Origin of the sequence: Acidovorax sp. Root275 (assembly GCF_001428965.1) — a bacterium.
GTDB classification, from domain to species: domain Bacteria; phylum Pseudomonadota; class Gammaproteobacteria; order Burkholderiales; family Burkholderiaceae_C; genus Acidovorax; species Acidovorax radicis.
The window spans coordinates 1,422,299-1,448,946 of sequence record NZ_LMJH01000001.1 but is presented as its reverse complement, the minus strand read 5'-3'; the positions used below and the strand labels follow the sequence as shown (position 1 = coordinate 1,448,946).

Genomic DNA, 26,648 nt, shown 5'->3' with positions numbered 1-26,648 from the left:
TATCTTTACTGGAGATTTGATATGCAATTGAAGTTGAAACTGACCGTGGTTGCTGCTATCGCGGCTGTTGCTGGTGTGGCCTCTGCACAAGAGCAGGTGGTCAAGATCGGCCATGTGGCTCCGGTTTCTGGCGCCCAAGCCCACTACGGCAAGGACAACGAAAATGGCGCCCGCATGGCCATTGAAGAGCTGAATGCTCAAGGTGTCACCATCGGCGGCAAGAAGATCAAGTTCGAACTTCAAGCCGAAGACGACGCTGCCGATCCAAAGCAGGGCACGGCCGCTGCACAAAAGCTGTGCGACTCCAAGGTCGCTGGCGTTGTCGGCCACCTCAACTCCGGTACCACCATTCCTGCTTCCAAGGTCTACAACGACTGCGGCATTCCAATGGTGACGGGCGCTGCAACCAACCCCAACCTGACCAAGCCTGGCTACAAGACCACGTTCCGTATCATCGCCAACGACAACGCGCTGGGCGCTGGTCTGGCGTTCTACGCAGTCGATACGCTCAAGCTGAAGACCGTTGCCATCATCGATGACCGTACCGCTTACGGCCAAGGTGTGGCAGACGTGTTCAAGAAGACCGCTGTTGCCAAGGGTATGAAGGTGGTGGACGAGCAGTTCACGACCGACAAGGCCACTGACTTCATGGCCATCCTGACCGCCATCAAGTCCAAGAACCCCGATGCCGTGTTCTACGGTGGTATGGACCCTCAAGCCGGTCCTATGCTGCGCCAGATGGAACAGCTGGGCATGGGCAATGTGAAGTACTTTGGTGGTGACGGCGTCTGCACGTCTGAAATCGCCAAGCTGGCTGCCGGTGCCAAGACCCTGGCTAACGTGATCTGTGCCGAAGGCGGTTCCTCGCTGGCCAAGATGCCTGGCGGTACCGCCTGGAAGGCCAAGTACGATGCCAAGTACCCGAACCAGTTCCAGGTGTACAGCCCTTACACCTACGATGCCACGTTCCTGCTGGTTGACGCCATGAAGCGCGCCAACTCGGTGGACCCCAAGGTGTATGTGAACGAACTGGCCAAGGCGAACTTCAAGGGTGTGACCTCTGCCATCGCCTTCGAACCTAACGGCGAAATGAAGAACCCCTCGATCACGCTGTACGTCTACAAGGACGGCAAGAAGACCCCTCTGTAATTGGAGGGGTCTCACTTGCAAGGCACTCTGTGCCTTGCAGGGCCAAAACAAAAGGGCTTCCTTCGGGAAGCCCTTTTTGCTTGTGGAAGCGTCACTTGTCTGTAGCTATTCAGTTTGTTGGCGCAGCACTCCGAACCGGGAATTCATCGAAGAACAGACTGAACGAGAGGGGGCCACCAAAGCGCAAAGCGAAACCGAGACGAACTCAACCACCTGCAAGGTTTTTTTGCCCATGGCGGAATGGCCCAGTGGGATTTCTTTGTATCAACGCCTTACCTGCAACGCACCTGGATTCACGATGTTGGTGGGGGTGCCTTTGATGAAATTCACCACATTGTCAAACGCTGCACCAAAGTAAAGCTCGTAGCTGTCTTGCTCCACATAGCCGATATGGGGTGTGCAAATGCAGTTCTCCAGCCGGAGGAGGGCGTGACCCTGGAGGATGGGCTCGCTCTCGAACACATCGACTGCGGCCATGCCGGGGCGACCCCGGTTCAAGGCTGCGATCAGTGCGTCGGGTTCAATCAGCTCGGCCCGCGAGGTGTTGACCAAAAGCGCGGTGGGCTTCATGCATGAGAGATCTTCGAGAGAAACGATGCTGCGTGTTTCATCGTTCAAGCGAAGGTGCAGCGAGATCACATCGCATTGCGAGAAAAACTCTTCGCGCGTGGTGGCAGCCTGGTAGCCATCCGTCAGGGCCTGGGCGCGTGAGGCTTCGCGTCCCCAAATGCGGACGTTCATTCCAAATGCACGTCCATAGCCCGCCACCAGTTGGCCAATGCGGCCATACCCCCAGATCCCCAGCGTTTTGCCACGCAGCACGTTGCCAAGGCCAAAGTTGGCGGGCATGGAAGCTGTCTTCAATCCCGATTGTTGCCACGCGCCGTGCTTGAGGTTGGAGATGTACTGTGGCAGCCTGCGCATTGCCGCCATGACAAGGGCCCATGTCAACTCAGCGGGAGCTACGGGGGAACCTACGCCTTCTGCCACCGCTATGCCACGCTCGGTACAGGCTGCCACATCGATGTGGTTGCCGATCTTGCCGGTTTGCGCGATGAGCTTGAGGCGGGGCAGTTTTTCCACCAGTTGCCGGGTGATCTGCGTGCGCTCCCGCACCAGAACGATGATGTCAGCGTCCTTGAGGCGAACCGAAAGCTGGCCCAGTCCTTTGACGGTATTGGTGTAGACCTTGGCGGTGTACGCGTCGAGCCGGGATGCGCAGTGGAGCTTGCGGACTGCGTCCTGGTAGTCGTCGAGAATCACAATGTTCATCCCGACATTGTGCCTTGGTGAAGCGGCCTGCATCACGCCGGGCGGCCTCCTTGCGCATCAAAGGTGTTGGACTTTTCGTGACGGAGTGTTGGCACCACCTGCCAGAACGAGTGCGTATTCTTGTTCACCCATGGCCTCAAGGAGGTCGAAAACAGGTCCCTGATGCTGGCAGGGGCAACGGAGTAGCCCACATGCGGCGGGATGCGACGGGGAGTGCGGTGGCTGCGCCTCGAGCTATTTTGCTTAAAACCATTAAGGAAGGCCCCGAAATGAGAGGGCATCAATGGCTCGTTGTGAGAGATGGCGCCGCCTCAACAGGTTTGCAGCGCTGCCTCTGATGCGGCCATTCGGTCCAACTCAGCGCACACATCCGCCATGCGGCCAGCGATCACCAGCCGGCCCGAGCCGCCCGATGCTGGGGCTCGGCGCAGGACCTTGGCCGTCCTGCTGGCAGAGCCTTCTGCCGACCACGGTGATCCACAGGGGTTGCGGGTGGTCGCAGGCGAAGACGTGAACACTCCGCCGCTGGTGGTTGCCAGTCGAGTTGGGGCTTCGGTGGGCGGTGTCTGAGGATTGACCGTAAAAGGCCAATTGCCACGCAGCGGGCGCTGGTGCGGGATGCCCGCGGGGCGTTGGTGGGGCTTGCGGGTGCCTGCATCACTGTGGCTGCTGCCCCGGGCCGCATCTTCGGGATGGGCATCGGCTGTGGATGAGTCTGCCGCAGACTGCATTTTGAGAGGGCTTGCGTGATGGAGCCAGCGGGTCAGTGAGCGCAGTGGGGTGGAGAGTGCAGAAAAGGTGGTCAAGGCAATTCCCATGTGAAAACTCCGAAGGTCGGGGGTTGGACATAGGCAGGATTGCAAATCGAACCGGCACCGCAGGGCTGGCGTACCTGTTTTACCGGTACACCAAACGCCCGCCACCTGCAGTGCGGCAGCTAACTAGGGAATGAATGTGATGGAGCGCTGTGGCTACATCAGCATGGTGTTGCGGATGAGTCCGACCGCGAGACCTTCGATCTCGAACGGTTCGCCAGGCTGCACCACGATGACCGGGTAATCTGGGTTTTCGGGCAGCAATTCGATGGCCGTGGCGGTGCGACGCAGGCGCTTGACCGTCACGTCGTCTCCCAGGCGGGCCACGATGATCTGGCCGTTGCGGGCTTCACGGGTGGACTGCACGGCCAGCAGGTCGCCATCCATGATGCCGGCATCGCGCATGGACATGCCGCGCACTTTGAGCAGGTAATCGGGCTTGTGATGGAAAAGGCTGTTTTCCACACTGTAGGTCTGGTCAACGTGTTCCTGCGCGAGAATGGGCGAGCCCGCCGCCACGCGTCCCACCAAAGGCAGAACCAGCTGTGAAAGCCCGGGAATGGGTAGGTTGAACTGGCTGCCACGTGCTGCATTGATGGAGCGCACCGTGTCGCTGCGCAGACGGATGCCACGGGATGTGCCGCTGACCAGTTCGATCACGCCCTTGCGTGCCAATGCCTGCAGATGCTCTTCGGCCGCATTGGCCGACTTGAACCCCAGTTCGGCCGCGATTTCTGCGCGGGTGGGAGGCGCACCAGTGCGTGCAATGGCCGTCTGGATGAGATCCAGAATCTGTTGCTGGCGGGCGGTGAGTTTCGGGTTGTCGAGCATGGTGGTTTCCGGTGGAGGCGGCTACAGTGAAGGACAACTGTTTTTTAATCCAGTAACTGTATTTTTCACCAGTTTTTCGGAGTACGCAAGTGAGTGGGCAAAAAATTGTAGTTTTGGGCACCGGGGGAACCATTGCGGGCACATCCGCGCAGGCTGGTGACAACATTGGTTACACCGCTGCACAGGTGGGCGTTGAGCAACTGCTTGCGGCCGTTCCCGGATTGCAACAGGCGGCGCAGGGCGGGCTGGTGGCGGAGCAGGTGGCCCAGATCGACAGCAAGGACATGGATGGCCAGGTGTGGCATGCGCTGGCGCTGCGCTGCGCACACCACCTGGAAGATCCGGAGGTGCGTGGTGTAGTCATTACCCACGGAACCGACACCCTGGAGGAGACGGCTTGGTTCCTGCACGAAGTGCTGGATACCCGGGCGAAACCCGTGGTGCTGACCTGCGCCATGCGCCCAGCGACAGCGCTCACGCCCGACGGCCCGCAGAATCTTCTGGATGCTGTTGCCGTGGCGGTTACACCCGGTGCACGGAGTGTGCTGGTGGTGGCCGCTGGGGAAATCCATGGGGCGCGGCAGGTTCAGAAGGTGCACCCCTACCGGGTGCATGCGTTCAACTCGGGCGAGGCTGGCCCTTTGGGCTGGGTGGAGGAGGGGATTCCCCGCCTGGTGCAGGATTGGCCGCCAGCGCTTGGTAAATCTGCATTTAATGCTATTAAAAATAGAGCATCCTCCTTTGCCTGGCCCCGCGTGGAAGTGCTCGTCAGCCACGCTGGCGCATCGGGCGCCATGGTGGATGCGCTGGTGCGTGATGGGGTCCAGGGGCTGGTGGTGGCCTGTACGGGCAATGGCACCATCCACCACGCTCTGGAGGCCGCGTTGCTGCGTGCACAGGATGTGGGTGTGCGGGTGGTGCGGTCCACACGTTGCCCCGAGGGGCAGGTGCTGCCCAAGCCGGGGGATGCGTTGCCCGACTCCAGAGGACTCTCGCCCTTGAAAGCCAGGATCTCGCTGATGCTGGAACTGCTGCACTGAGAAACAAGGCCGCCCCGATGTTTTTTGCTGCCCTCAAGACCCATGCGTGGGCCTACCCGGCGCTGGAGGTGGTGCACATCGTGGGCATTGCCTTGCTGCTGGGCAATCTGGTCTTGCTGGAGCTGCGGGTGTTTGGTCTCGGGGCGGCATTGCCCGTCAAGGACCTTGCGCGGCTCAGCCTGTCGCTGGCGTTGTGTGGTTTTGGACTGGCGGCTGCGTCGGGTCTCTTGATGTTTGCCACGCAGCCTGCCGAACTGCTCGCCAGCCGCGCATTCACCTTGAAGATGCTGCTGTTAATGCTTGCAGGCTGCAACGCCGCGTGGTTCCATGGGCGGGGTTCGCTGGCGCGCCTGGACGGTCTGGCCCGGGTGCAGATGCTGGGTTCCACCATGATCTGGCTGGCTGTGGTGGTCTGTGGCCGCTGGATTGCCTATCTCTGATCGACACGACAAGGGGAGAATCGATGACCCACCTGCAACGCCGCCACGTGCTCCTGGCCGCCTCCGCCGTTCCGCTGGGGGTGCACGCCCACCACGGCTGGAGCAGTTTTGATCCTGAGCGTCCCATCTATCTGGAAGGTAAGGTACTCAAGGTGCGCTGGCAAAACCCGCATGCCGAGCTGGAACTGGAGATACCTGCCGAACTGAAGCTGCCTGTGGATCTGGCCCAGCGCGTGGTGCCGGCCCAGACCTCCCCCGTGGACGGCAAGGCCCTGCTGGCCAAGGCGGTGTTGCCCAACCGCAAAGACCGCCGCTGGGAGGTCGAACTGGCGCCCCTGACCCGCATGCAGGCCTGGCAGGTGCAGGAGATCAAAACCGGCGCGGTGGTATCGGTGGTGGGCTTTACCCTGCGTGAAGAGAAGGGCGATGCGGTGCTGCGGGCGGAGTATCTGTTTGTGGATGGCAAGACCTACGGATTGCGCTCCAGCCCAGCCTGAATAACCAGGATGGCCTGGCTTCCAGATGGAAGCCCTGAAGCGGTTGCCTTCGCCGCATAAAAAAAGCGACGCCCGGGGTGCCTGGGCGTCGCTGGTTTCGGGGGCGTGTGCCCCACGCGTCAGCTGGCGAGTGCCTGCAGCGCGCGTGCCGTGATTTCGTCTACGCTGCCCGTGCCGCTGATGGCGCGGTACTTGGGTGCAACCTCAGGCTCGGCCTTGGCCCAGTTGCTGTAGTAGTCCACCAGCGGGCGTGTTTGGTCGCTGTAGACCTGCAGGCGCTTCTTGACGGTTTCTTCCTTGTCGTCCTCGCGCTGGATCAGTTCTTCGCCCGTCACGTCGTCCTTGCCTTCCACCTTGGGTGGGTTGAACTTGACGTGGTAGGTGCGGCCGCTGGCAGGGTGCGAGCGGCGGCCGCTCATGCGTTCGATGATGGCGTCAAAAGGCACATCGATTTCGAGCACGTAGTCGAGCTTGACACCGGCCGCCTTCATGGCGTCTGCCTGGGGAATGGTGCGCGGAAAACCGTCGAACAGGAACCCCTGTGCGCAGTCGGGCTGCGTGATGCGTTCCTTCACAAGACCGATGATGATGTCGTCACTGACCAGGGCACCCGAATCCATCACGGCCTTGGCCTGCAGGCCCAGAGGCGTGCCAGCCTTGACGGCGGCGCGCAGCATGTCGCCGGTGGAGATTTGCGGGATGCCGTACTTCTGGCAGATGAATGTGGCTTGCGTGCCCTTTCCGGCGCCAGGCGCGCCCAACAGAATCAGTCTCATGGAAGTCCTCGAAGGTTAGAAATCGGTTGGCGCCGCTGGCGGGGACGTTCGAAGGGCGCCTGAAGCCGTTCTGTGCGCCCGGGATGCGGTGCTCTCGTTGCGGGCGAGGATAGCATGCGACTCCTTGCGCTGACTTACACCCTGCACCGGTTTTGGCAAGGGTGCCGCAGCGTGGAGAGCCGCTGCATGGAGCTGGCAGGTGCATCACACGCAGCCGGGCGCCACCTCAGCGAAAAAGGCCGCGCACCCGCTCCAGGTCTTCGGGCGTGTCCACACCCGGGCCCGGGGCGGTTTCTGCCAGGTGCACCGCAATGCGGTGGCCGTGCCACAGCGCGCGCAGTTGCTCCAGCGCTTCCACCGCCTCGGTGGGGGCGGGCGCCAGGGTCGGAAATTCCCGAAGGAAGCCTGCGCGATAGCTGTAGATGCCCACATGCCGCAATGGCACAAACCCCGCTAGGGCCGCCACGCCGGGTGCCGCCGCGTGTGCAGCGCCTTGCCACCAGGGCGAACCCACATGATCACGCGCAAAAGGGATGGGCGCCCGGCTGAAGTAGTGCGCCAGGCCGCGCGCGTCGAGCACCACTTTCACCACATTGGGGTTGGTGTAGTCGGCCAGGGATGCAATGGCGTGGGCTGCGGTGCCCATGCTGGCCTCAGCGCGGGCAGGCAGCAAGGCCGCGACGGCGTTGATGAGGCCGGGATCCATCAGGGGTTCATCGCCTTGCACGTTGACGACCACGTCGTCCCCGTCCAGGCCCAGTTGTGTGCAGGCCTCGGCCAGGCGGTCGCTGCCGCTGGGGTGGTCAGCGCGGGTCAGTATCGCTTGCACGCCATGGGCGGCGCATGCCTGCAGGATGCGGGGGTCATCGGCGGCCACCACCACGCGGGCTGCCGCGCTCTGGGCGGCACGCTGGGCCACCCGCACCACCATGGGCAGGCCTGCGATATCGGCCAGGGGTTTGTCGGGCAGGCGGCTGGATGCCATGCGGGCCGGGATCAGCACCGTGAAGTGGCTGCCCGCCGCCGCAACGCCTGGAGCGATGGGGGCTGCGCCTGCGCTGCTCACTGCTCCAGTTCCTCGTCGGTGAGCGTGCGGGCTTCGTTTTCGAGCAACACCGGGATGCCATCCCGCACCGGATAGGCCAGGCGGGCGCTGCGGGAGACCAGTTCCTGGGCATCGCGGTCGTAGGTCAGCGGGCCTTTGGTGACGGGGCAGACCAGCAGTTCAAGCAGTTTGGGATCCATGGTGACAGCGCTTTCCAGGAGGTTCGTTCAGGCAGGCTGGGATGATAGCGGCGGCCCGGGCGGTGAATCGTCAATGGCTGCGGACGCCCAAGGCCTGCAGCCGCGCATCCAGCGCCGCAAAAAAAGCCGGTTCAATCTGCAATTGCAGGGGCACGGCCAGTGCGTCCGGATGGTACCGCCAGAGCTTGACGGCATCTTTTTCTGTGCAAACAAGCGTGTAGCGCTTTTCAGGATTACGGTTCCAGCTATCAAAATTGTAGTGATCTGGCAAGGCCTCCGTGTGTGCCAGTTGCAGTGCCTCGGACTGCAGCATGGCAAAGAACACTTCGGGGCGTGCCACGGCCGCCACGGCGTGCAGCGGCTGGCCGTGCAGGTCAGACAGCGGTACCCGGGTGCCGTCCGCACGCAGGGCGTAGGGGGCCAGACGGCGCTTGAGGCCGTAGGCATGGGCGGGGTCGCTTCCAGGCGGCAGACCCCCTGCATGCAGCACAAAATCCACCGCGCGTGGCCAGGGCTCACGCAGGGGCCCCGCCGGCAGCAGGAAGCCGTTGCCCACGCCCTGTTCGTTGAAGATGCAGACCTCCAGGTCGCGTGACAAGGCCAGGTGTTGTAGGCCGTCGTCGCACACGATCACGTCGGTGTCGGGGGAAGCAGCCCGCAGGGCGCGGGCGGCGGTGATGCGGTGGGGCGCAACAAACACGGGCACGCCACAGCTGCGCGCGATGAGGGCGGGTTCATCGCCCACCTCGCGGGCCGGGCTGTCGGGCGCTACCGCGCGGCAGTCGGTGGTGCTGCGGCCATAGCCGCGCGAAACCACGCCGGGGCGCAGGCCCAGGCCTTGCAGGTGCTGGACAAGGGCAATGACCACGGGGGTTTTTCCAGCGCCTCCGGCAATCACATTGCCCACGACGATGACGGGGCGGCCTGGGTGTTCCGCCTTCAGCATGCCCATGCGATAAAGAGCGTGTCGGATGCCTACCAATGTTCGGTACGCCAGCGAGACCGGCCACAGTGCCAAAGCGACCGGGCCGCGCGTTTGCCAGGTCTTTTGCAACCCCGTGGCCTGGGGTAAAACGGTGTCGCGTGCTGCGGCTGACGAAGAGGGTGAGGGCGGCTGCGGCCCGGGGGCAGCCATGCCGTGTCAGCGGCTGGTGCTGCGCGCCGCGGCCGACGACTGCGTGGCAAACGTGATCTGCGTGAGGCCCACGCGGCGCGCGGCCTCCATCACCGAAACCACGGACTGGTGCGGCGCCATCGCATCGGCACTGATGATGACCACGCTGCCCGGGCCCGCGCTGGCGGCGCTGCGCAAGGCCTGCGCAATTGCATCCACGCTCTTGCCGTCCACGCCCGCCTTGTTGACGGCATAGCGCCCGTCGGCGGCCACGGACACGATGACTTCCTTCGGGTGGTCGCGCTGCTGCTCGGCATCGGCCACGGGCAGCGTGAGCTGCAGCTCGGTGAACTTGCTGTAGGTGGTGGTCAGCATCAGAAAGATGAGGATCACCAGCAGCACGTCGATGAACGGGATCAGGTTGATCTCCGGCTCTTCCTTGGCGCGGGGGCGGAAGTTCATGGAGCTTATTTGGCTTTGCGCAGACGCAGGATGTGGCGGACGAATTGTTCCGACGCCAATTCCAGGGTGAGCAGGTAGGCATCCACCCGGGCGCGGAAGTAGCGCCAGAAGATCAGCGCCGGAATGGCCACGATCAGTCCGAACGCCGTGTTGTACAGCGCCACCGAAATGCCATGTGCCAGCTGGGCCGGATTGCCGCCACCCATGGCCTGGCCCACGCCACCGCTGCCGGATTGGGAGCCGAAGATCTCGATCATGCCGATCACCGTGCCCAACAGGCCCAGCAGCGGCGCGGCCGAGGCGATGGTAGCCAGGGCCGCCAGGTACTTCTCCAGCCGGTGGGCCACGGCGCGCCCGGCGCCTTCCATGGCGGCGCGCAGGTCGGTCTCGCTGCACTGGGGGTTGCTGTTGAGCGTGCGCAGGCCACTGGCCAGCACCTCGCCCAGGGCGGAGTTTTGCGCCAGCTGGTTCACGACGTCGGGGGTGGGTACGGCCTTGGATGAGACCGTGATCGCTTCATCGAGCAGTTTGGGGGGGGCGACACGGGCCGTTTTGAGGGCCACAAAGCGTTCGAAAACCAGCGCCATTCCCAGGATGGAACACGCAATCAGGGGCCAGATGGGCCAGCCTGCGGCTTGTATGATGGACAGCAAATCTCTCTCCGCGCAGATGAAAGCAATCGGCGATTATGGCCCAGCTTGCAGGGCCCACTTCGTCACAAACCGTTACGTTGCTGTGCGCGCCACTGCCCCGTCTGCTCACCCACAAAAACTGTGGATAACTTTGTGGGCAACCCGGTTCTGCAACCCCGCAAAGTGGCGTCCCGCCGTGCTTGCAACAGATTGATGAAAAATTGTGCAGTGAAAAAACCATATAAATCAATAACTTGCACGTGCGCTCGTGTTTTGCAGCCCATTTGTAACGTGCCGATGTCGAGCCCCTCCGCTGGCCTGATTCTGTGGAGTACTCCGGCTTCCAATGGGGCGCAAACGCCCGCCGTTTCTAATGTCTGAGCGCCCAGGCCCAGCAGTGGCGCCCCGTGTGTGGGAGGTTGGCGCGCTGTGCCGCGCCATTGCTGATGCTCTGGAGGCGCGCTTCAATCCTGTCGCGGTGCGCGGCGAGATTACGGGCTTCTCGCGCGCATCCAGCGGGCATTGCTACTTTTCGGTCAAGGACGCCAACGGCCAATTGCGCTGCGCCATGTTTCGCCGTGCCGCCGGCCTGCTTGACTTTTCGCCGCGCGATGGCGAATTGGTGGAAGTGCGGGGGCGTCTGGGGGTGTACGAAGCGCGCGGCGATCTTCAGTTCATTGTGGAAAGCATGCAGCGGGCCGGGCAGGGCGCGCTGTTTGAGCAGTTTCTGCGCCTGAAGGCCCAACTGGACGCTGAAGGACTTTTTGACAACGCCCGAAAGCGCCCGTTGCCTTTGCAGCCGCGTGGCATTGGCCTGGTCACGTCCACCGGGGCGGCGGCCCTGCACGATGTGGTCACCGCGCTGCGCCGGCGCGTGCCCCACATTCCGGTGGTGCTGGTGCCTGCGCAAGTGCAGGGGGCTGCAGCGCCTGCTGCGCTGGTGGCTGCGCTATCAAAAGTGTATCTGCTCGCGCAAGCTGGACAAGCGCCAGGGGCTGATTTTGCCAAAAATCCGCCCATCGACGTGATCCTGCTGGTGCGGGGGGGCGGTTCCATCGAAGACCTCTGGGCCTTCAATGACGAGCAACTGGCCCGCACCATCGTGCAAAGCCCGGTGCCGCTGGTGTGTGGCGTGGGGCACGAAACCGACTTCACCATCGCCGACTTCTGCGCCGACCTGCGGGCGCCCACGCCCACCGCCGCCGCGGAGCTGGTGGCCCAGCCCCGCGATGTGTGGCTGGGTGCGCTGGGGCTGCTGGCTGGACGCATCAGCGACGGTGTGCAGCGCCAGCTCGACGCACGGCACCAGCGGCTGGACCAGGCCGCGGCGCGGCTGGGCCGCCCGTCGGGCCTGGTGGCCCGCGAGCAAATGCAGCTGGCGCGCCTGGCCCAGCGCATGCGCCACGGAGTGCTATTAAAATTGCAGCGGCTTGCGCAATCACAGAAAGCGCTGGAGGCCGATTTGCCTCAAAAAATGCAGCGGCGCCTGGTGCAGCAGGCCGAGCGTCTGGACCGTGCGGCCCTGCGGCTGGATCTGCTGGACCCGCGCCTGGTGCTGCAGCGCGGCTATGCCCTGCTGACCGACACCGAGGGCCAGGCCGTGACCAGCGTGCGCCAGGCCCACCCTGGCGATGCCCTGCGCGCAACACTGGCCGACGGCGTGGTGGACATGACGGTGGCCCAGCCGCGCCTGCTGTGATGTCTTGATGCCGTCGGGTGGGCTTGTTGCTGTAGGACAGCGGCGGTTTGTGGTGCTGCGGGCCGGATCTGGGTGGCCTCACGCTGCACAGGTCTGCTGATGTTCCTACAATGCCCCCTTCGCGCTGTGTCCGACTGCATTGCTCAGGAAAGAAAGCGTTGCAGATGGCATCCCGGAATTTCAAACCACAAGGAAACACCACCATGGAACATACCCTTCCCCCGCTGCCCTACGCCATCGATGCCCTGGCGCCGAACTACAGCCAGGAGACTCTGGAGTACCACCACGGCAAGCACCACAACGCGTACGTGGTGAACCTGAACAACCTGCAAAAGGGCACTGAGTTTGAAGCCATGACGCTCGAAGAGATCGTCAAGAAGTCGAGCGGCGGCATCTACAACAACGCGGCCCAGATCTGGAACCACACGTTCTTCTGGAACTGCATGGCTCCCCAAGGTGGCGGTGAGCCATCCGGCGCGCTGGCTGCGGCCATCAACGCCAAGTGGGGCAGCTACGCCGCCTTCAAGGAAGCGTTTGTGAAGAGCGCCGTGGGCAACTTCGGTTCGGGCTGGACCTGGCTGGTGAAGAAGGCTGACGGCAGCGTGGACATCGTCAACACCGGCGCCGCCGGCACGCCGCTGACCACCGCCGACAAGGCGCTGCTGACCGTGGACGTGTGGGAACACGCGTATTACATCGACTACCGCAACATGCGCCCCAAGTTCGTCGAGACCTTCCTCTCAAGCCTGGTGAACTGGAAGTTTGCGGAAGCCAACTTCGCCTGATGCACGGCGGGCCCGCTGGGTGAACCAGCTGGCGAACCAACAAAAAACGGCCCTCGGGCCGTTTTTTGTTGGGAGGTTCGATTGTTCAATCGATTTTCAAGCCCCATGGGCTGCTAGCGCTTGATTATCAAGCGGTAATTGCTATTAAAAATATAGCAAACAAGGCCCGGCTTGGCCCTGTTATTTGCGGATGAACGGCGCGCCTGCGAGCTTGGTGCCGGCCTTGATGCCCTTCTTGGCAAACCAGCCCTGGTTCATCTCCAGCACGTAGCGCACGGGCTTGGTGGAACAGTGCGAGTCCAGCGTCTGGGGCTTCATGTCCTCCAGGTTCACGATGGTGCCGTCATCCGCCACGAAAGCGGCCGTGAGCGGGAGCAGCGTGTTTTTCATCCAGAAGCACTGCTGCGAAGCTTGCTCGAACACGAACAGCATGCCCTCGTGCTGTGGCATCTCCTTGCGAAACATCAGGCCAGTCTGGCGCTCCTGGGGTGCCTGGGCCACCTGGGCGTCGATGCGGTGCATGCCTGCGGTGAGTTCGATCCGCTGCAGGTTCAGTTGTGGCCCTTCCTGGGCCGTGGCCACTGCGGGCAGCGTGAGTCCGGCCAGCATGGCCAAACCCAGGGCGCAGGTGGCGCGGCGGGCAAGGCAGTCCAGACGCTCGAGGCGTGTGGTCCCGGTGGTGGGGGGCGGGGCGGCGCGAAAGGCGGTCATGGGAGAGGCTTTCTGATCAACACGGATACGAACACGATGGGCTGATTGCATGGCGGGCGGAAAGTTCGCAGCGCGGCCCTGCCCATAAAAAAGCCCGCAGCTGCGGGCGATTTTGAATCAACGGGGACCTGGGAGGAGGTTGGAGGCCTCAACCATGTCTCTGTTCCCGGGTTCAGGCGGCTTTGTGGGCCGTCTTTTTCTTGGCGACCTTTTTGGTGGTCTTCTTCTTGGCGGTCTTGGTTGCCTTGGTCTTGGCTACCGGTGCAGGAGCCTGGGCAGCCATGGGGGCGGCTGCGGGTGCAGTGGCGGGGGCAGGAGCGGCTGCAGGCGCCTGTGCAAAAGCACCAGCGGTGAACAGACCGGCCACGAGGACAGCGAGGAGTTTTTTCATATATGCCGTTTCCAGTGTGAACGAAGGGTTGAGGGCCGCACGAAAACCGTACGGCTCCACTCGCAACGATAGCAGCGCGCGGTGCGTTGACAGGGGCTTGGGCGAAAATTTTTGTCATTAGAATGGTTCGAAACCACACTGCTTTGCCGTATCTGCCGAATCCGTTTTGGCGCACACAGGAGACATCTCACCCATGACCACCTACCAGCACATTTTGGTGCCTGCTGAAGGCCAGAAAATCACCGTCAATGCCGACATGTCCCTGAATGTGCCGGACGAGCCCATCATCCCCTTCATCGAAGGCGACGGCACCGGCCTGGACATCACGCCCGTGATGATCAAGGTGGTGGATGCCGCCGTGGCCAAGGCCTATGGCGGCAAGAAAAAGATCCGCTGGATGGAGGTCTATGCGGGCGAGAAATCGACCAAGGTCTACGGCCCCGATGTCTGGCTGCCGGAAGAAACCCTGCAGGTGCTGCGCGAGTATGTGGTGTCGATCAAGGGCCCACTGACCACGCCCGTGGGCGGCGGCATCCGCTCGTTGAACGTCGCCTTGCGCCAGGAGCTGGATCTATATGTCTGCCTGCGCCCCGTGCAGTATTTCAAGGGCGTGCCATCGCCGCTCAAGGAGCCCGAGAAGACCAACATGGTGATCTTCCGCGAGAACTCGGAAGACATCTACGCCGGCATCGAGTTCGAAGCCGAATCCGACAAGGCCAGGAAGCTCATCAAGTTCCTGCAGGATGAAATGGGCGTGAAGAAAATCCGTTTTCCCAACACCTCGGGCATCGGCGTCAAGCCTGTTTCCATCGAGGGCACGGAGCGCCTGGTGCGCAAGGCCATCCAGTACGCCATCGACAACGACAAGCCCAGCGTGACCATCGTGCACAAGGGCAACATCATGAAGTACACCGAAGGTGGCTTCCGCGATTGGGCCTACGCCTTGGCGCAGAAGGAATTTGGCGCCGAGCTGATTGACGGCGGCCCATGGTGCCGCCTGAAGAATCCCAAGACCGGCAAGGAAATCACCATCAAGGACAGCATCGCCGATGCCTTCCTGCAGCAGATCCTGCTGCGTCCCGCCGAATACTCGGTGGTGGCCACGCTCAACCTCAATGGTGACTACATCTCCGATGCGCTCGCAGCGCAAGTGGGCGGTATCGGCATTGCGCCTGGCGCCAACATGTCTGACTCCGTGGCCTGTTTTGAAGCCACGCATGGCACGGCCCCGAAGTACGCAGGCAAGGACTACGTGAACCCCGGCTCCGAGATTCTCTCTGCCGAAATGATGCTGCGCCACATGGGCTGGATTGAAGCGGCCAACTTGATCATCAGTTCGCTGGAGAAGTCGATTGCCTCCAAGAAGGTGACCTACGACTTCGCCCGCCTCATGGACGGCGCCACCCAGGTGAGCTGTTCGGGTTTTGGCCAAGTAATGATCGATCACATGTAAACCTGCACCAACGCTTGCGCATCCCACAAAGCCCCTGTTCCCATGGCGGAACAGGGGCTTTTTTTATGGCCATGCCGATGCGCAGCAGGCCCCGCAGCCGTGCCGACCCTGGCGTTGCCGCCAGGGGGTCTCCTTGGCATTTGAATGTTGGCAATCTGGAGACTTCCCGCCTAATATGAGGCCAGCCATGGACCAGGGCTGGTGATGGCAGGGGCTTGCATCCGCACGCACACACTACAAAGGGATGCAGGTGGGGGTGGTCCCTACAGGGAGGGCTGCATGGCGTCTGATTTTTCTGCCGCATATTGGGAGCAAAACCCCGATGCGCTGCTGGTGCTGTCGCCCGAGGGCACGGTGCTCAACTGGAACCCCGCTGCCGAAGCGATCTTTGGCTATGCGGCTGCAGAAGCGCAGGGCAGACCCCTCATTGATCTCATTGTTCCCGAGGACCGGTCCCATGAGGAAGCGGACATCCGCGCGGAGGCCCTGCGTGGCTTGACCACCGTGCATGAGTCGGTGCGCCGTCGCAAGGATGGTTCGCTGGTGCACGTCAACGTGTCCACCAAGGCTGTGTACGACGAGGCCGGCCAACTGCTGTACTTTCTGTCGAGCAAGAAGGATGTCACCCAGCTCAAGGTCCAGCGCGAGGCCAAGCTGCTCGAGGCGCGGTTTCGTGACCTGCTCGAATCCACCCCCGACGCGATCGTGATGGTCAACGTGACGGGCCGCATCGTCCTGGTGAACTCCCAGGCCGAGCGCGTGTTTGGCTACGAAAGGGCCGAATTGCTGGGGCAGGCGGTGGAGGTGCTGTTGCCTCACCGCTACCGGGGTGCACACCTGGGGCACCGCAGCGGTTTCTTCGGAGCACCGCGCACCCGCACCATGGGGGCGGGGCTGGAGTTGTTTGGCCTGCGCAAGGACGGTGGGGAATTTCCGGTGGAGATCAGCCTGAGCCCGATCCACACCGAAGAAGGCGCGATGGTGATGAGTGCCATCCGCGACATCACCGACCGCAAGCGGGCCGACCAGAAGTTCAAGGACCTGCTGGAAGCCGCGCCGGACGCGATGGTCATCGTCGACCGGGAGGGCCGCATTGTGCTGGTCAATTCGCAGGCCGTGAAACTGTTTGGCTGGAGCCGCGACGAACTCCTGGGCCAGAAGATTGAGCTGCTGGTGCCCGAGCGCTTCAGCGGCCGGCACCCCGAACATCGCCACCGTTTTTTTGCGGAACCACGCTCCCGCTCGATGGGCGCGGGCCTTGATCTGTATGGCCTGCGCAAGGATGGTTCCGAGTTTCCGGTCGAGATCAGCCTGAGCCCGCTGGAGACGGAAGAAGGCCTGTTTGTCTCCAGCGCGATCCGTGATGTGACCGAGCGCAAACGGATCGAACGGGCCTTGCGCGACAAGAACCTGGAGCTTGAAAATGCGGCCTTGGTCAAAGACCGCTTTCTGGCCAGCATGTCCCACGAACTGCGAACCCCGCTCAACGCCATCATCGGTTTCACGGGCACCTTGCTGATGCAGTTGCCGGGGCCGCTCAACCCTGAGCAGGACAAGCAGTTGCGCATCGTGCAGACGGGGGCGCGGCACCTGCTCTCGCTCATCAACGACTTGCTCGATGTGGCCAAGCTCAGCGCCAACAAGGTGTCGCTCCACGTCGAGGCACTCGATTGCCGCGGCATCGTGGCAGAGGTCGCCGCCACGCTGGAGCCGGAGGCCGTGCGCAAGGGGCTGGTGTTCAACGTACAGGCCCCCGCCCAGGCGGTGCAGTTGCACACCGACCGCCGGGCTTTCAGCCAGATACTGATCAACCTGGTGGGCAATGCCATCAAGTTCACGCCACAGGGGCGTGTCGATGTGGTGCTGGAGGAAACTCCCGCGTCCCAAGGGCGCACCGTGCAGGTGTCGGTGCGCGATACCGGGCCCGGCATTCCCTTGCAGGAGCAATCGCGGCTCTTCGAGGCCTTCTCCAGGGGCGAAAGCGCCGACCGGCGCCACCACGAAGGCACCGGCCTCGGGCTGCACCTGAGCCGCAAGCTTGCCGAGGCCCTGGGGGGAAGCGTGGGCTTGGAAAGCACCGAGGGGCAGGGCAGCACCTTCACGGTGAAATTTCAGGAGACCAGCCCATGAAAGCCACGATCCTGGTTATTGAAGACGATGACGCGAGTCGGCTGCTCGTCACCTATCTGCTCGAAAACGCAGGACACCGCGTGCTGCTGGCCGAAAACGGTGCGCTAGGCCTGGGGCTGGCGCTGGCCGAAGGGCCCGACCTGATCCTGTGCGATCTGCAAATGCCTGTGATGAATGGGTATGAGGTGGCACAAAGCCTGCGCTCGCACCCCACATGGCGTGTGGTGCCGTTGGTGGCGGTGACCGCTTTTTCCATGCCGGGCGACCGCGAGAAGGCGCTTGAAGTCGGTTTTGACGAGCACCTGTCCAAGCCCATCACGCCAGAAACCTTCGTGAGCCAGGTCGAGGCGTTTCTGGGCTCGTCGTCCTGTGCGCCGCCGGGCACGGCCTCACATTGGTCCCCGGGGTAGCATGGCCAAGATCCTTGTTGTCGATGACCTTCCGGCCAACCGTGCGCTGGTGGTCACGCTCATCGGGCACAGTGGCCACCAGGCCCTGGAGGCCTCAGACGGTGCCGAGGCGCTGGCCCTCGTGCGTGCCGAGCATCCCGATCTGGTGATTTCCGACATCCTGATGCCGACGATGGACGGCTACGAATTTGTGCGCCAGCTGCGGGCCGACCAACAATTGGCCGCAACGCAGGTGATCTTCTACAGCGCACACTACCGCGAGCAGGAGGCCCGCAACCTGGCACTGGCCTGCGGGGTGACGCAGGTGCTGGTCAAGCCCTGCGAGCCGCAGGACATCATCTCGGCCATTGAACAGGCCTTGTCGCAGGTGCCGCCGCAGCCCTTCCATCCGCTGGAGCACAGTTTTCAGACGCTGCACCTGAAACTCATGACAGACAAGCTCACGGGCAACATCGCCGAGCTGGAAGCCATGAACCGGCGCTTGGCGGCGTTGACCGATCTGAACCTGCAGCTGGCCTCCGAGCGGGACCCGCAGGTGCTGCTGGCCAATGTGTGCCGTGGCGCACGCGAGCTGGTGGGGGCGCAGTATGCGGTGCTGGGTGTGGTGCGCAAGCAAGGCGATGCCTCCATTACCTGCACCAGTGGCATCGAGCCCGCGCTGACTGGGCTGCTGGACCTGCCGGTGGTTTCGCATGGCCTTCTGGGGCAGTTGCGTGCCGCACGCCGCTCGCAGCGCCTGGCCAATGAAAGCGGAGACCCGAGCGAGATCGGCCTGCCTGCGGGCTACCCGCCACTGCATACGGGGTTGATTGCGCCCATCACCTCGCTCTCGTTTTCCTATGGCTGGATCTGCCTGGCCAACAAGCAGGGCGAGGATGTGTTCAGTGCCGACGACGAAAAAGTCCTGGCCATCCTGGGGGCCCAGGTGGGCCGCATCTACGAAAACGGCAGCCTGTACATCGAGATCCAGAAACACGCCGAACAACTGCAGGTGGAAGTGTTCGAGCGCCAGCGTGCCATGGACGCGCTGCGCGCCAACAAGGCCAGCCTGCGAAGGGCGCAGGCACTGGCCAAGATCACCCATGTGATCAGCGGACCCGATGGCGCTTTTGAAAGCTGGCTGGACACGCTGCCAGACATGCTGGGGCTGGCCGAAGAGGCCATGCCAAAGTCCGCGCGTGATTGGCTGGCGCTGGTGCACCCGCAAGACCGCGAAATGTTCCGCCAACATGCGCTGCAGGCCGCGCACCAGGGGGCTCGCCTGGATTTCACCTACCGAGTGCTGCGCGCAGATGGCGAACTGCTGCACTTGCGGCAGGTGATGGAGCCCCTCGAAGACGAGGCAGGCCGTGGTGAACAAAGCCGCTGGTTCAACACCATCCAGGACGTCACCAAGGAAAAACGCGCCGAAGAAGAGTTGCACGAAAGTGATCGGCGCTTCAACGACATGCTCGACAAGGTCGAGATGATCTCGTTGATGCTCGATTGCGAAGGTCGCATCACCTACTGCAACGACTACCTGTTGCGCCTAACCGGGTGGCGGCGCGAGGAGGTCTTCGGGCAAAGCTGGTTCTCGCTGTTTCTGCCACCGGAGCTGGCGGATGTGCGTGATGTGTTCGCCGATGTGCTGGCGGATCGACCCTCGGCCTGGCACTACGACAACGAAATCCTCACCCGTTCTGGCGAACGCAGGCTGGTCCACTGGAACAACACCGTGCTGCGGTCGGCGGGTGGACAGGTGACGGGTGTGGCCGCCCTGGGTGAGGACATCACCGAGCGCAAGGACGCCGAGCACAAGATCAAGCGGCTCAACCGCGTGTACGCCATGCTCAGCGGCATCAACACATTGATCGTGCGGGTGCGCAAGCGCGATGAGCTCTTTCACGAGGCGTGTCGCATAGCGGTGGAGGAGGGGCAGTTCAAGATCGCGTGGCTGGGCAGGGTGGACCTGCCCAGCCAACAACTGGTTCCCGTGGCGCTGTTCGGGGCTGGAGAGGATTTCCTGTCGCACATCCGGGACCGCCTGCGGCTTCACGCGCAGCCCACCCCGGGCGAGAGCCTGAGCGCGCAGGTGGTGCGCACGGGGCTTCCCGCCGTTTGCGACGACGTGGCGGGCGACCCGAGAATTCTCTTTCCAGACCTGCTGGCGCAGAGCGGGGTGGCATCGCTGGCCATGCTGCCCTTGTTGGTTGCGCGCGAGGTGGTGGGGGTGCTGGCACTGTTTTCCGAAGAGGTGGGTTTCTTCGACGAGACCGAGATGAAGCTGCTGACCGAGCTGGCCGGGGACATCGGTTTCGCGCTGGATCACCTCGACAAGGAAGACCGGCTGAGCTACCTTGCCTACTACGATGAGATCACCGGGCTGCCCAACCGCACCCTTTTTCTGGAACGCACCGGCCAGCACTTGCGCCCGCGCGATGGCCCCCGGTCTTTGCTGGGTATCGCGCTGATGGACATCAGCCGCTTCCGCTTCGTCAATGACACGCTGGGGCGTCAGATGGGTGACGAATTGCTCCGGCAAGTGGCGCAGCGGCTGCAGCACGCCGCAGGGGACGTATATGACGTGGCGCGCATTGGCATCAACAGCTACGGCATCGCGGTGACCGATGCGCGCGATGCAGGGTCGGTGGCACTGGCGGTGGATCATCTCTTGCGCGCCTGTTTTGACACGCCATTTGCCCTGGGCGCCACCGAGCTGCGCATGGCCGCCAAGGCGGGTGTTGCCTTGTACCCCATGGATGGCACGGATGCCGAAACGCTGCTGCGCAACGCGGAGGCGGCTGTCAACAAGGCCAAGGCCTCGGCAGACAGCCTGCTGTTCTACACCTCCGAGATGAACACCCGGGTGGCCGAGGCTCTGGGCATGGAAGGCCGCCTGCGCGAGGCCCTGGAGCGGGAACAGTTTGTTCTGCACTACCAGCCCAAGCAGTGTCTGGCCAGCGGCGTGGTGACAGGTGCCGAGGCCCTCATCCGCTGGAACGACCCCGAGCGTGGCCTGGTGCCACCCGGGCTTTTCATTCCCATCCTGGAGGAAACGGGCCTCATCTACGACGTAGGCCGCTGGGCGCTTCAGCAGGCGCTGGCGGACAACCAGCGCTGGCGGCAGTCCGGCCATGCACCGCTGCGTGTGGCGGTCAATGTGTCGTTCCTGCAGCTGCGCCACCGCAGCTTTGTGGCCGAGGTGCGCGAGGCGCTGGCCTTTGACCCGACCGCAGGGGCGGGGTTGGAGCTGGAAATCACTGAAAGCATGGTGATGGAGGACGTGGAGCACTGCCGCCGCAGCCTGCACGCCCTGCGTGAGATGGGCATCACGATCGCCATCGATGACTTTGGCACCGGGTTCTCGTCTTTGAGCTATCTGGCCACGCTGCCGGCTGACACCCTCAAGATCGACCGCTCTTTCATCCTGGGGATGGACACGGGCCAGCAGGGCCAGGCCTTGGTCTCGGCCATCATCAGCATGGGCCACTCGCTGGGACTCAAGGTGGTTGCCGAAGGGGTCGAGACGGACGACCAGCGCCGCCGGCTTGGACTGCTGGGTTGCGACGAGATCCAGGGCTACCTGCTCAGCAAGCCGGTAGCCGCAGAGGTGTTTGAGGCCCGTTTTCTTCTCCCTCTGGCGCAGGGCCGAGCGGCACATTCTGGGACGTGAACCTGGCCGGCGGCCCCACTGACTTTCCTTGCCGCTACGGCCCCAGCGGATGGGGGGCCGCCGCTGCGAAGTGGAGGGTTCGCGTCGAGATGGCCCCTGCGATATGTTCGTCATGGGTCACCAGCACCAAAGCGGCCCCGGTTTCCTGCACCGCATCGAGCAGCACTTTCAGCGACTCGTGTTGGGTGATCGGGTCCAGCCGTGACGTGGGCTCGTCGGCAAACAGCAGCGCCGGTTGCGCCACCAGCACGCGTGCCAGCGCAATGCGCTGCAGCTCGCCGCCCGACACCTGGTCGGGTTTTCGCGCCAGCAGGTCCTCGGGCACGCGCAGTTGGGCCAGGCGCTGCTGCACCGCCTTCCAGTCGCAGCGGTGCAGGCGGGCGGCATCGCGCAGCGACTGGGCCAGGCTGATGTGCGGAGCAAACGAACTGACCGGGTCCTGGTAGAGCTTTTGAAACGCGTGCGGGCGCAGCCGGGCGCTGCGCTCCACACGGCCTGTGTCGGGCGCCACCAGGCCCAGCAGCACATTGCCCAGCGTGCTTTTTCCGGTGCCGCTGGGGCCTTGCACGGCGATGCGTTCGCCGCTGCGCAGCTCCAGGTCCAGCGGCGCAAACAGCTGCTGCGCGCCATAGGCTTTGGAGATGCCGCGCGCCTGCACGACCGGCTCGCCCAGCGAAGGCGCTGCAAACGGCAGCCATCGCGCCGGGTCGGCCTGCAGCAGCTGGCGGGTAAAGGCGTGCTGCGGCGCGGCGGCCACGGCGTGGATGTCGCCTTGCTCTACCGCCTGCCCGTGGCGCAGCACGATGACCTGGCCACCCAGCGCCTGCGCCACCTGCATGTCGTGGGTGATGGTGAGCAGGCAGCCGCCCGCCTGCAGCACGCCCTGGAACAACTCCACCATGCGGTCGCGCCAGTGGGCGTCCAGCCCCTTGGTGGGCTCGTCCACCATCAGCACCGGGGCGCCCCCGGCCAGGGTGATGGCGGCCACCGCGCGCTGCGCCATGCCGCCGGACAGTTGCCAGGGGTAGTGGCTGGCGGCGGCGCCCAGGCCCGCAGCGTGCAGCACCTGTTGGGCTTGTGTGCTGGCTGCGCTGGGGGGCTGCTGGTGCAGCAGGCGGTACACCTCGGCCAGCTGCGGTGCCACGCGGGCCAGCGGGTTGAGCGCCAGCGAGGGCTCCTGCGGCAGCAGCGCCAGCTTGCGGCCCCACAGGGCGCGGCGCGCGGCGGCGTCCTGGGCGCGGGTGGTGGTGCCATCCAGCGTGATCTGGCCCGTGGCCTGCAGCGCAGGCGGCAGGTTGCCCATGATGGCCTGGGCCAGCAGCGACTTGCCTGCGCCGCTTTCGCCCACCAGGGTCAGCGCCTCGCCCGGCCGCAGGCTGAAGCCGATGTCGCGCAGCAGCCGCTTGCCGCCCACCTGGATGCCCAGGCCCTCCACGACCAGCAGGGCGTCGGATGTCAAAGGCGTGGTCATGCGGTCTCCCGGTCGGGGTTGAGCAGCATCATCGCGGCCACCAGCCACACCAGCAGGGCGGTGGGGGCGGCAATGAGCCACGGGGCTTCTTCGTAGTAAGGCATGGCCTCGGTCATCATCAGGCCCAGCTCGGGCGTGGGCGGCTGCATGCCCACACCCACAAAACCCAGTGCCGCCAGCGCCAGCACAGCTTGCGACGTGGTGAAGGCCAGCAGCGTGCCCAGCGTAGGCGCCAGCGCGGGCAGCAGGTGGCGGCGCAGCACATAGCCGCGCCCAAAACCCAGCAGGCGCGATGCCTGCACCGCGTCGCCCGCCAGCACGGGCCGGGCCACTGCACGGCTCACGCGGAAGTATTCCACCCACAGCGCAGCCGACAGGCCCGCATACAGCGCCCACAGCGCTCCGGGCGCCAGGGCCACGATCAGCAGCACCAGCAGCAGGCCGGGGATGGCGAGCACCGAGTCCGACAGCATAAGCAGCGCCCGCTCGGTGCGCCCGCCGCGCCATGCGGCGGCAATGCCCAGCAGCGTGCCGGGCACGGCGGCGCTCACGGCCGCCAGCAGTGCCATGCCCAGCGACAGCTGCGCCGCATGCGCCAGCCGTGCCAGGGCCGAGCGGCCAAGCACATCGGTGCCCAGCCAGTGCTGGGCGCTGGGGGGCGCCAGGGCGTTGCGCAGGTCTTGCACCACCGGGCTGGCGCCCACCAGCCAGGGGCCGAGCAGGGCAAACAGCGCCAGCAGGCCGAGCAAGGTAATGCCCAGCACGGTGCGAACAGGCCAGCGGAGAGGACGCGGGGGGACAGAAGGCACTGCCTCAGCGCCCCCGTGGAACTGGCTTTGCCAGGCCACCGGGGTGCGTCCCCCCTCTGGGGGGATGGCGCGCAGCGACTCAGGGGGTCTGCTCATTTCGCCACCTTTTGTGTGTGTCGGGGGTCCAGCGCCAGGCACGCCGTATCCACCAGCAGGTTGAACACTACAAACAGCACACCCATGCACAACGCCGTGCCCTGCACCACGGGGATGTCGCGCCCGAACACGGCGTGCACCAGCGCATGGCCAATGCCGGGCCAGGCAAACAGCGTCTCCACCACCAGCGCGCCCTCCACCAAGAACAGCGCCTGCACGCCCAGGTAGGCCGTCACCGGCACGGCGGCATTGCGCAGGCCATGGCGCACCAGCGCCTGCCAGTCGGTCAGGCCCTTGGTGCGCGCAAATTCGAAAAAGGGCGATACCACCACCTCGCGCATCGCGGCGCGGGTCACGCGCGCCAGGCCTGCGGCCAGGCCCAGTCCCAGCGTGAGCGCGGGCAGCACCAGGCTGGCCTGGCTCTCGTCACCGCCCGCAGGCAAAAAGCCCCACTGCACCGCCACCAGCAGGATGAGCAGCACCGACAGCAAAAACGGCGGCAGCGCGCGCAGCACCACGGCCATCAGCCAGCTGGCCTTGTCCACCCAGCCCTGGGGGCGCAGTCCGGCCCATACGCCCAGCGGCACACCCACGGCAAAGGCAATGGCCAGCGCGGCGGACGACAGGCGCAGTGTGGCGCCCAGGTGGTGCGTGACCTCGTGCCACACCGATCGCTGCGACACCAGCGACTGGCCCAGGTTGAAGGTGGCCATGTCGCGCCACCAGTGCAACAGCGCCAGCCAGCCGGGGCGGTCCAGCCCCAGCTCCGCGCGCACGGCGTCGGCGGCGGCGTTGCTCACCAGGTCATAGCCATAGCGGCCCGCCGCCACGCGCATGGCCAGGTCGCCCGGCAGGGCGCGCACCATCAAAAAGCACAGCGTGCCGATCAGCAGGGACACGGCCAGCACCTGCACCAGCCTGCGGCCGAGCAGGGCGGCCCAGGGTTTTGAAATCAAGGGGTTCATGGGTTGTTCCACTCCATGCCGGTCAGGCGGTAAGAACGCTCCAGCGGGTCCAGCGTGACGCCCGCCAGCCGGGGCGCCACGGCCACATGCTGGCGGTACCACGCCACGGGGATCACGGGCAGCTCCGCTTGCAGGGTGTGCGTGATGGTGTGCCGCAGCGCGCGCGTGCGCTCGGGCGGCGTCTGGGTGCGCGTCAGCTCTTGCAGGGCCTGCACCACGGTGTCGCTGTGCCAGCCCATGGCGCCCCAGTCGCCGCCCTGGGCGGCGAAGTCGCCCGCCAGCGTGCCTGTGGGGTCGGGCACGTTGGCGTAGTTGCGCGCGGCCAGGGCCAGTTGCAGGCTGCCGTCGCGGTGGCCCCGGGGCACGTCGCCCGAGTTGCCGATGCTCACCTTCACCGCCATGCCCGCCAGCCGCCACTGCTCCTGCAAGGCGGTGGCAATCAGCGGCAGCTCGGGCCGGTCCACAAAGGTGCGGATCACCAGGTGCAGCGGCTGGCCGTTTGTATCGCGCAGGCCGTCGCTGTGGCGCTGCCAACCTGCGGCGCGCAGCAGGCGCGCGGCGACTTCGGGGTCGTGCTGCAGCGGGGGCAGGTGCGGGTTGTGCCACGCGCCCAGTGTGGGCGGCAGCAGCTGCGTGGCGGCCAGCGCCTCGTCGCCCATCAGCGCCAGGGCAATGCCCGCACGGTCGATGGCCAGGCTCAGCGCCTGGCGCACGCGCACATCGCGCAGCGCGGGCAGGCCCGCATTGAGCTTGACGATGACGGTGCGCGGCAACGTGACCGATGCAATGCGCACGGCGGTGCGGCGCGCCAGAGCAGGGTTTTGCGCATGGCGCTGCAGCCGCCGCAGGCTGGCCGGGTCCAGCCCATAGGCCAGATCGGCCTGGCCGCTCTCGGCCATCAGCGCGCGGGTTTCGGCGCGGCTGGCAGCCAGGTAGCGCACGGCAGCAATGGCGGGGCGTGGGCCGTCGTAGGCGTCAAACACCACTGTCTCCACCTGCTGCGGCGGCACCAGCACCGCAATGCGGTAGGGGCCGCTGCCAATGATGCTGCGCACCTTGCCGTCGGCCCCATAGCTGGCCGGGGCCAGCACCATGGCGCTGGAATGCGCCAGCAGCGCGGGCAGGGCAGTGTGGGGGCGTTGCAGGCGGATGAGCACCGTGCCCTCGTCGGGCGCGGTGATGGACTCAATGGGCGCCTGGCTCAGCAGTGCGGGCGCCACCTGCGCGGCCTGCAGGCTGCGCACCACGGCGGCGGCCGTCACCGGCGTGCCATCGTGAAAACGCGCCCCGGGCCGCAGCTCAAAGTGCCACACCAGCCCATCCGCCGACCGGCGCCAGAGCCGCGCCAGCGCGGGCCGTGGCTGGCCATCGTCTGCAGCGTCCAGCAGGGTTTCGGTGACCTGCAGGCGTGTGAACACATAGCCACTGCTGGCGGGCGCCAGGCCGCTGATCTCCCACGGGCCGACGATTTGCAGCGGTGCGGGGGCGGAAGCGGGTGGTGTGCCTTGTGCCCAAGTGGCGGGCAGGGCGCCCGCCGCCAGCGCAGCCACTGAGCCCTGCAGGGCATGGCGCCGTCTCAGCGGCCGAAGAAAAGTCGAGAAGGTGTTCATTTCAGTTTTCCATAGCACTGCGCGTTCGCCGCAACCGACGAAACTGGCGCTGCCAAAGACCAGTGCCCCCGCGCAAGGGCCGCCCCGCCGCGCTGGGGGCGCCCCCCTCCCGCGTAGCGTGAGAGGGGCTGAGAGGCGCGGCTCCAAGCCTGCCTGCGCAGGCTTGGACGTCCTCGAAGGGCTGCCCCCTCTG

General features: G+C 64.7%; 24 protein-coding genes. 10 read left to right on the top strand and 14 right to left on the bottom strand.

From position 1 onward, the window contains the following. Nucleotides 1-21 precede the first annotated feature (21 nt). Complete coding sequence (locus ASE52_RS06495; protein ID WP_010458793.1) at nucleotides 22-1,149, top strand: branched-chain amino acid ABC transporter substrate-binding protein; 1,128 nt, start codon at nucleotides 22-24, stop codon at nucleotides 1,147-1,149. A gap of 264 nt (nucleotides 1,150-1,413) precedes the next feature. Here ASE52_RS06495 and ASE52_RS06490 read toward each other — a convergent pair whose 3' ends face one another. Both ASE52_RS06490 and lexA read right to left on the bottom strand, forming a co-directional pair. Beyond that, nucleotides 1,414-2,421 (bottom strand): D-2-hydroxyacid dehydrogenase family protein, encoded by a 1,008-nt coding sequence (locus ASE52_RS06490; protein ID WP_010458796.1) that lies wholly within the window; start codon nucleotides 2,419-2,421, stop codon nucleotides 1,414-1,416. A gap of 971 nt (nucleotides 2,422-3,392) precedes the next feature. Then, entirely contained in the window at nucleotides 3,393-4,067 is a 675-nt protein-coding gene (gene lexA, locus ASE52_RS06485) for a transcriptional repressor LexA (protein ID WP_010458797.1), read from the bottom strand. 113 nt (nucleotides 4,068-4,180) lie between these two features. On the opposite strand from lexA, the gene ASE52_RS06480 reads away from it, so the two are divergent. Genes ASE52_RS06480 through ASE52_RS06470 form a run of 3 tightly spaced genes read left to right on the top strand, consistent with a single transcriptional unit; the run spans nucleotide 4,181 to nucleotide 6,044 of the window. Beyond that, nucleotides 4,181-5,107, top strand: coding sequence for an asparaginase (locus tag ASE52_RS06480; protein ID WP_082606780.1), 927 nt, complete (start codon nucleotides 4,181-4,183; stop codon nucleotides 5,105-5,107). A gap of 17 nt (nucleotides 5,108-5,124) precedes the next feature. Next, complete coding sequence (locus tag ASE52_RS06475) at nucleotides 5,125-5,547, top strand: hypothetical protein (protein ID WP_057224633.1); 423 nt, start codon at nucleotides 5,125-5,127, stop codon at nucleotides 5,545-5,547. Between the two features lie 23 nt (nucleotides 5,548-5,570). After that, nucleotides 5,571-6,044: a DUF6152 family protein gene (locus ASE52_RS06470; protein WP_057224631.1), complete on the top strand. Its 474-nt coding sequence runs from the start codon at nucleotides 5,571-5,573 to the stop codon at nucleotides 6,042-6,044. A gap of 119 nt (nucleotides 6,045-6,163) precedes the next feature. On the opposite strand, the gene adk is transcribed toward ASE52_RS06470, so the two are convergent. The 6 genes from adk to ASE52_RS06440 form a co-directional block, all read right to left on the bottom strand. Further along, a complete protein-coding gene (gene adk, locus ASE52_RS06465; RefSeq protein ID WP_010458805.1) occupies nucleotides 6,164-6,820 on the bottom strand; it encodes an adenylate kinase in 657 nt (218 codons plus the stop codon). Between the two features lie 226 nt (nucleotides 6,821-7,046). After that, nucleotides 7,047-7,886: a 3-deoxy-manno-octulosonate cytidylyltransferase gene (gene kdsB, locus ASE52_RS06460; protein ID WP_082606779.1), complete on the bottom strand. Its 840-nt coding sequence runs from the start codon at nucleotides 7,884-7,886 to the stop codon at nucleotides 7,047-7,049. Further along, on the bottom strand, nucleotides 7,883-8,065 hold the full coding sequence (locus ASE52_RS06455; protein WP_010458810.1) for a Trm112 family protein: 183 nt from the start codon (nucleotides 8,063-8,065) through the stop codon (nucleotides 7,883-7,885). The genes kdsB and ASE52_RS06455 overlap by 4 nt, the downstream gene beginning before the upstream one ends. Before the next feature lie 70 nt (nucleotides 8,066-8,135). Further along, entirely contained in the window at nucleotides 8,136-9,200 is a 1,065-nt protein-coding gene (gene lpxK / locus ASE52_RS06450) for a tetraacyldisaccharide 4'-kinase (RefSeq protein ID WP_241776931.1), read from the bottom strand. Between the two features lie 6 nt (nucleotides 9,201-9,206). After that, nucleotides 9,207-9,641 carry a biopolymer transporter ExbD gene (locus ASE52_RS06445; RefSeq protein WP_010458814.1) on the bottom strand — a complete coding sequence of 145 codons (435 nt, stop codon included), beginning with the start codon at nucleotides 9,639-9,641 and terminating at the stop codon, nucleotides 9,207-9,209. 5 nt (nucleotides 9,642-9,646) lie between these two features. Then, nucleotides 9,647-10,294 (bottom strand): MotA/TolQ/ExbB proton channel family protein, encoded by a 648-nt coding sequence (locus ASE52_RS06440; RefSeq protein WP_010458816.1) that lies wholly within the window; start codon nucleotides 10,292-10,294, stop codon nucleotides 9,647-9,649. Between the two features lie 352 nt (nucleotides 10,295-10,646). On the opposite strand from ASE52_RS06440, the gene xseA reads away from it, so the two are divergent. Next, nucleotides 10,647-11,972: an exodeoxyribonuclease VII large subunit gene (gene xseA, locus ASE52_RS06435; protein WP_057224628.1), complete on the top strand. Its 1,326-nt coding sequence runs from the start codon at nucleotides 10,647-10,649 to the stop codon at nucleotides 11,970-11,972. A 203-nt stretch (nucleotides 11,973-12,175) separates the two neighbouring features. Next, nucleotides 12,176-12,757, top strand: coding sequence for a Fe-Mn family superoxide dismutase (locus tag ASE52_RS06430; protein WP_010458819.1), 582 nt, complete (start codon nucleotides 12,176-12,178; stop codon nucleotides 12,755-12,757). A 180-nt stretch (nucleotides 12,758-12,937) separates the two neighbouring features. Here the strand turns inward: ASE52_RS06430 and ASE52_RS06425 are convergent, their stop codons facing one another. Both ASE52_RS06425 and ASE52_RS06420 read right to left on the bottom strand, forming a co-directional pair. Continuing rightward, on the bottom strand, nucleotides 12,938-13,468 hold the full coding sequence (locus tag ASE52_RS06425; RefSeq protein WP_057224626.1) for a DUF192 domain-containing protein: 531 nt from the start codon (nucleotides 13,466-13,468) through the stop codon (nucleotides 12,938-12,940). A gap of 172 nt (nucleotides 13,469-13,640) precedes the next feature. Then, nucleotides 13,641-13,859, bottom strand: coding sequence for a hypothetical protein (locus ASE52_RS06420; protein ID WP_010459080.1), 219 nt, complete (start codon nucleotides 13,857-13,859; stop codon nucleotides 13,641-13,643). Between the two features lie 193 nt (nucleotides 13,860-14,052). On the opposite strand from ASE52_RS06420, the gene icd reads away from it, so the two are divergent. From icd to ASE52_RS06400, 4 genes are all read left to right on the top strand, one after another. Beyond that, nucleotides 14,053-15,312: an NADP-dependent isocitrate dehydrogenase gene (gene icd / locus ASE52_RS06415; protein ID WP_057224624.1), complete on the top strand. Its 1,260-nt coding sequence runs from the start codon at nucleotides 14,053-14,055 to the stop codon at nucleotides 15,310-15,312. 279 nt (nucleotides 15,313-15,591) lie between these two features. Further along, nucleotides 15,592-17,442, top strand: a complete 1,851-nt coding sequence (locus ASE52_RS06410; RefSeq protein WP_057224622.1) for a PAS domain S-box protein — start codon at nucleotides 15,592-15,594, stop codon at nucleotides 17,440-17,442. Continuing rightward, a complete protein-coding gene (locus ASE52_RS06405) occupies nucleotides 17,439-17,852 on the top strand; it encodes a response regulator (protein ID WP_057224621.1) in 414 nt (137 codons plus the stop codon). Before ASE52_RS06410 ends, ASE52_RS06405 begins: the two co-directional genes overlap by 4 nt. Nucleotide 17,853: 1 nt before the next feature. Continuing rightward, complete coding sequence (locus tag ASE52_RS06400; RefSeq protein WP_057224619.1) at nucleotides 17,854-21,504, top strand: EAL domain-containing protein; 3,651 nt, start codon at nucleotides 17,854-17,856, stop codon at nucleotides 21,502-21,504. Nucleotides 21,505-21,538: 34 nt separating this feature from the next. On the opposite strand, the gene ASE52_RS06395 is transcribed toward ASE52_RS06400, so the two are convergent. From ASE52_RS06395 to ASE52_RS06380, 4 genes are read right to left on the bottom strand one after another with little or no spacing between them, the layout of a single operon-like run. Then, a complete protein-coding gene (locus ASE52_RS06395; protein ID WP_057224617.1) occupies nucleotides 21,539-22,975 on the bottom strand; it encodes an ATP-binding cassette domain-containing protein in 1,437 nt (478 codons plus the stop codon). Further along, nucleotides 22,972-23,880: an ABC transporter permease gene (locus ASE52_RS06390; RefSeq protein WP_140426147.1), complete on the bottom strand. Its 909-nt coding sequence runs from the start codon at nucleotides 23,878-23,880 to the stop codon at nucleotides 22,972-22,974. Before ASE52_RS06390 ends, ASE52_RS06395 begins: the two co-directional genes overlap by 4 nt. After that, complete coding sequence (locus ASE52_RS06385; protein ID WP_057224615.1) at nucleotides 23,877-24,845, bottom strand: ABC transporter permease; 969 nt, start codon at nucleotides 24,843-24,845, stop codon at nucleotides 23,877-23,879. The genes ASE52_RS06390 and ASE52_RS06385 overlap by 4 nt, the downstream gene beginning before the upstream one ends. Next, on the bottom strand, nucleotides 24,842-26,455 hold the full coding sequence (locus ASE52_RS06380; protein WP_057224614.1) for an ABC transporter substrate-binding protein: 1,614 nt from the start codon (nucleotides 26,453-26,455) through the stop codon (nucleotides 24,842-24,844). The genes ASE52_RS06385 and ASE52_RS06380 overlap by 4 nt, the downstream gene beginning before the upstream one ends. Between the last annotated feature and the right edge of the window lie 193 nt (nucleotides 26,456-26,648).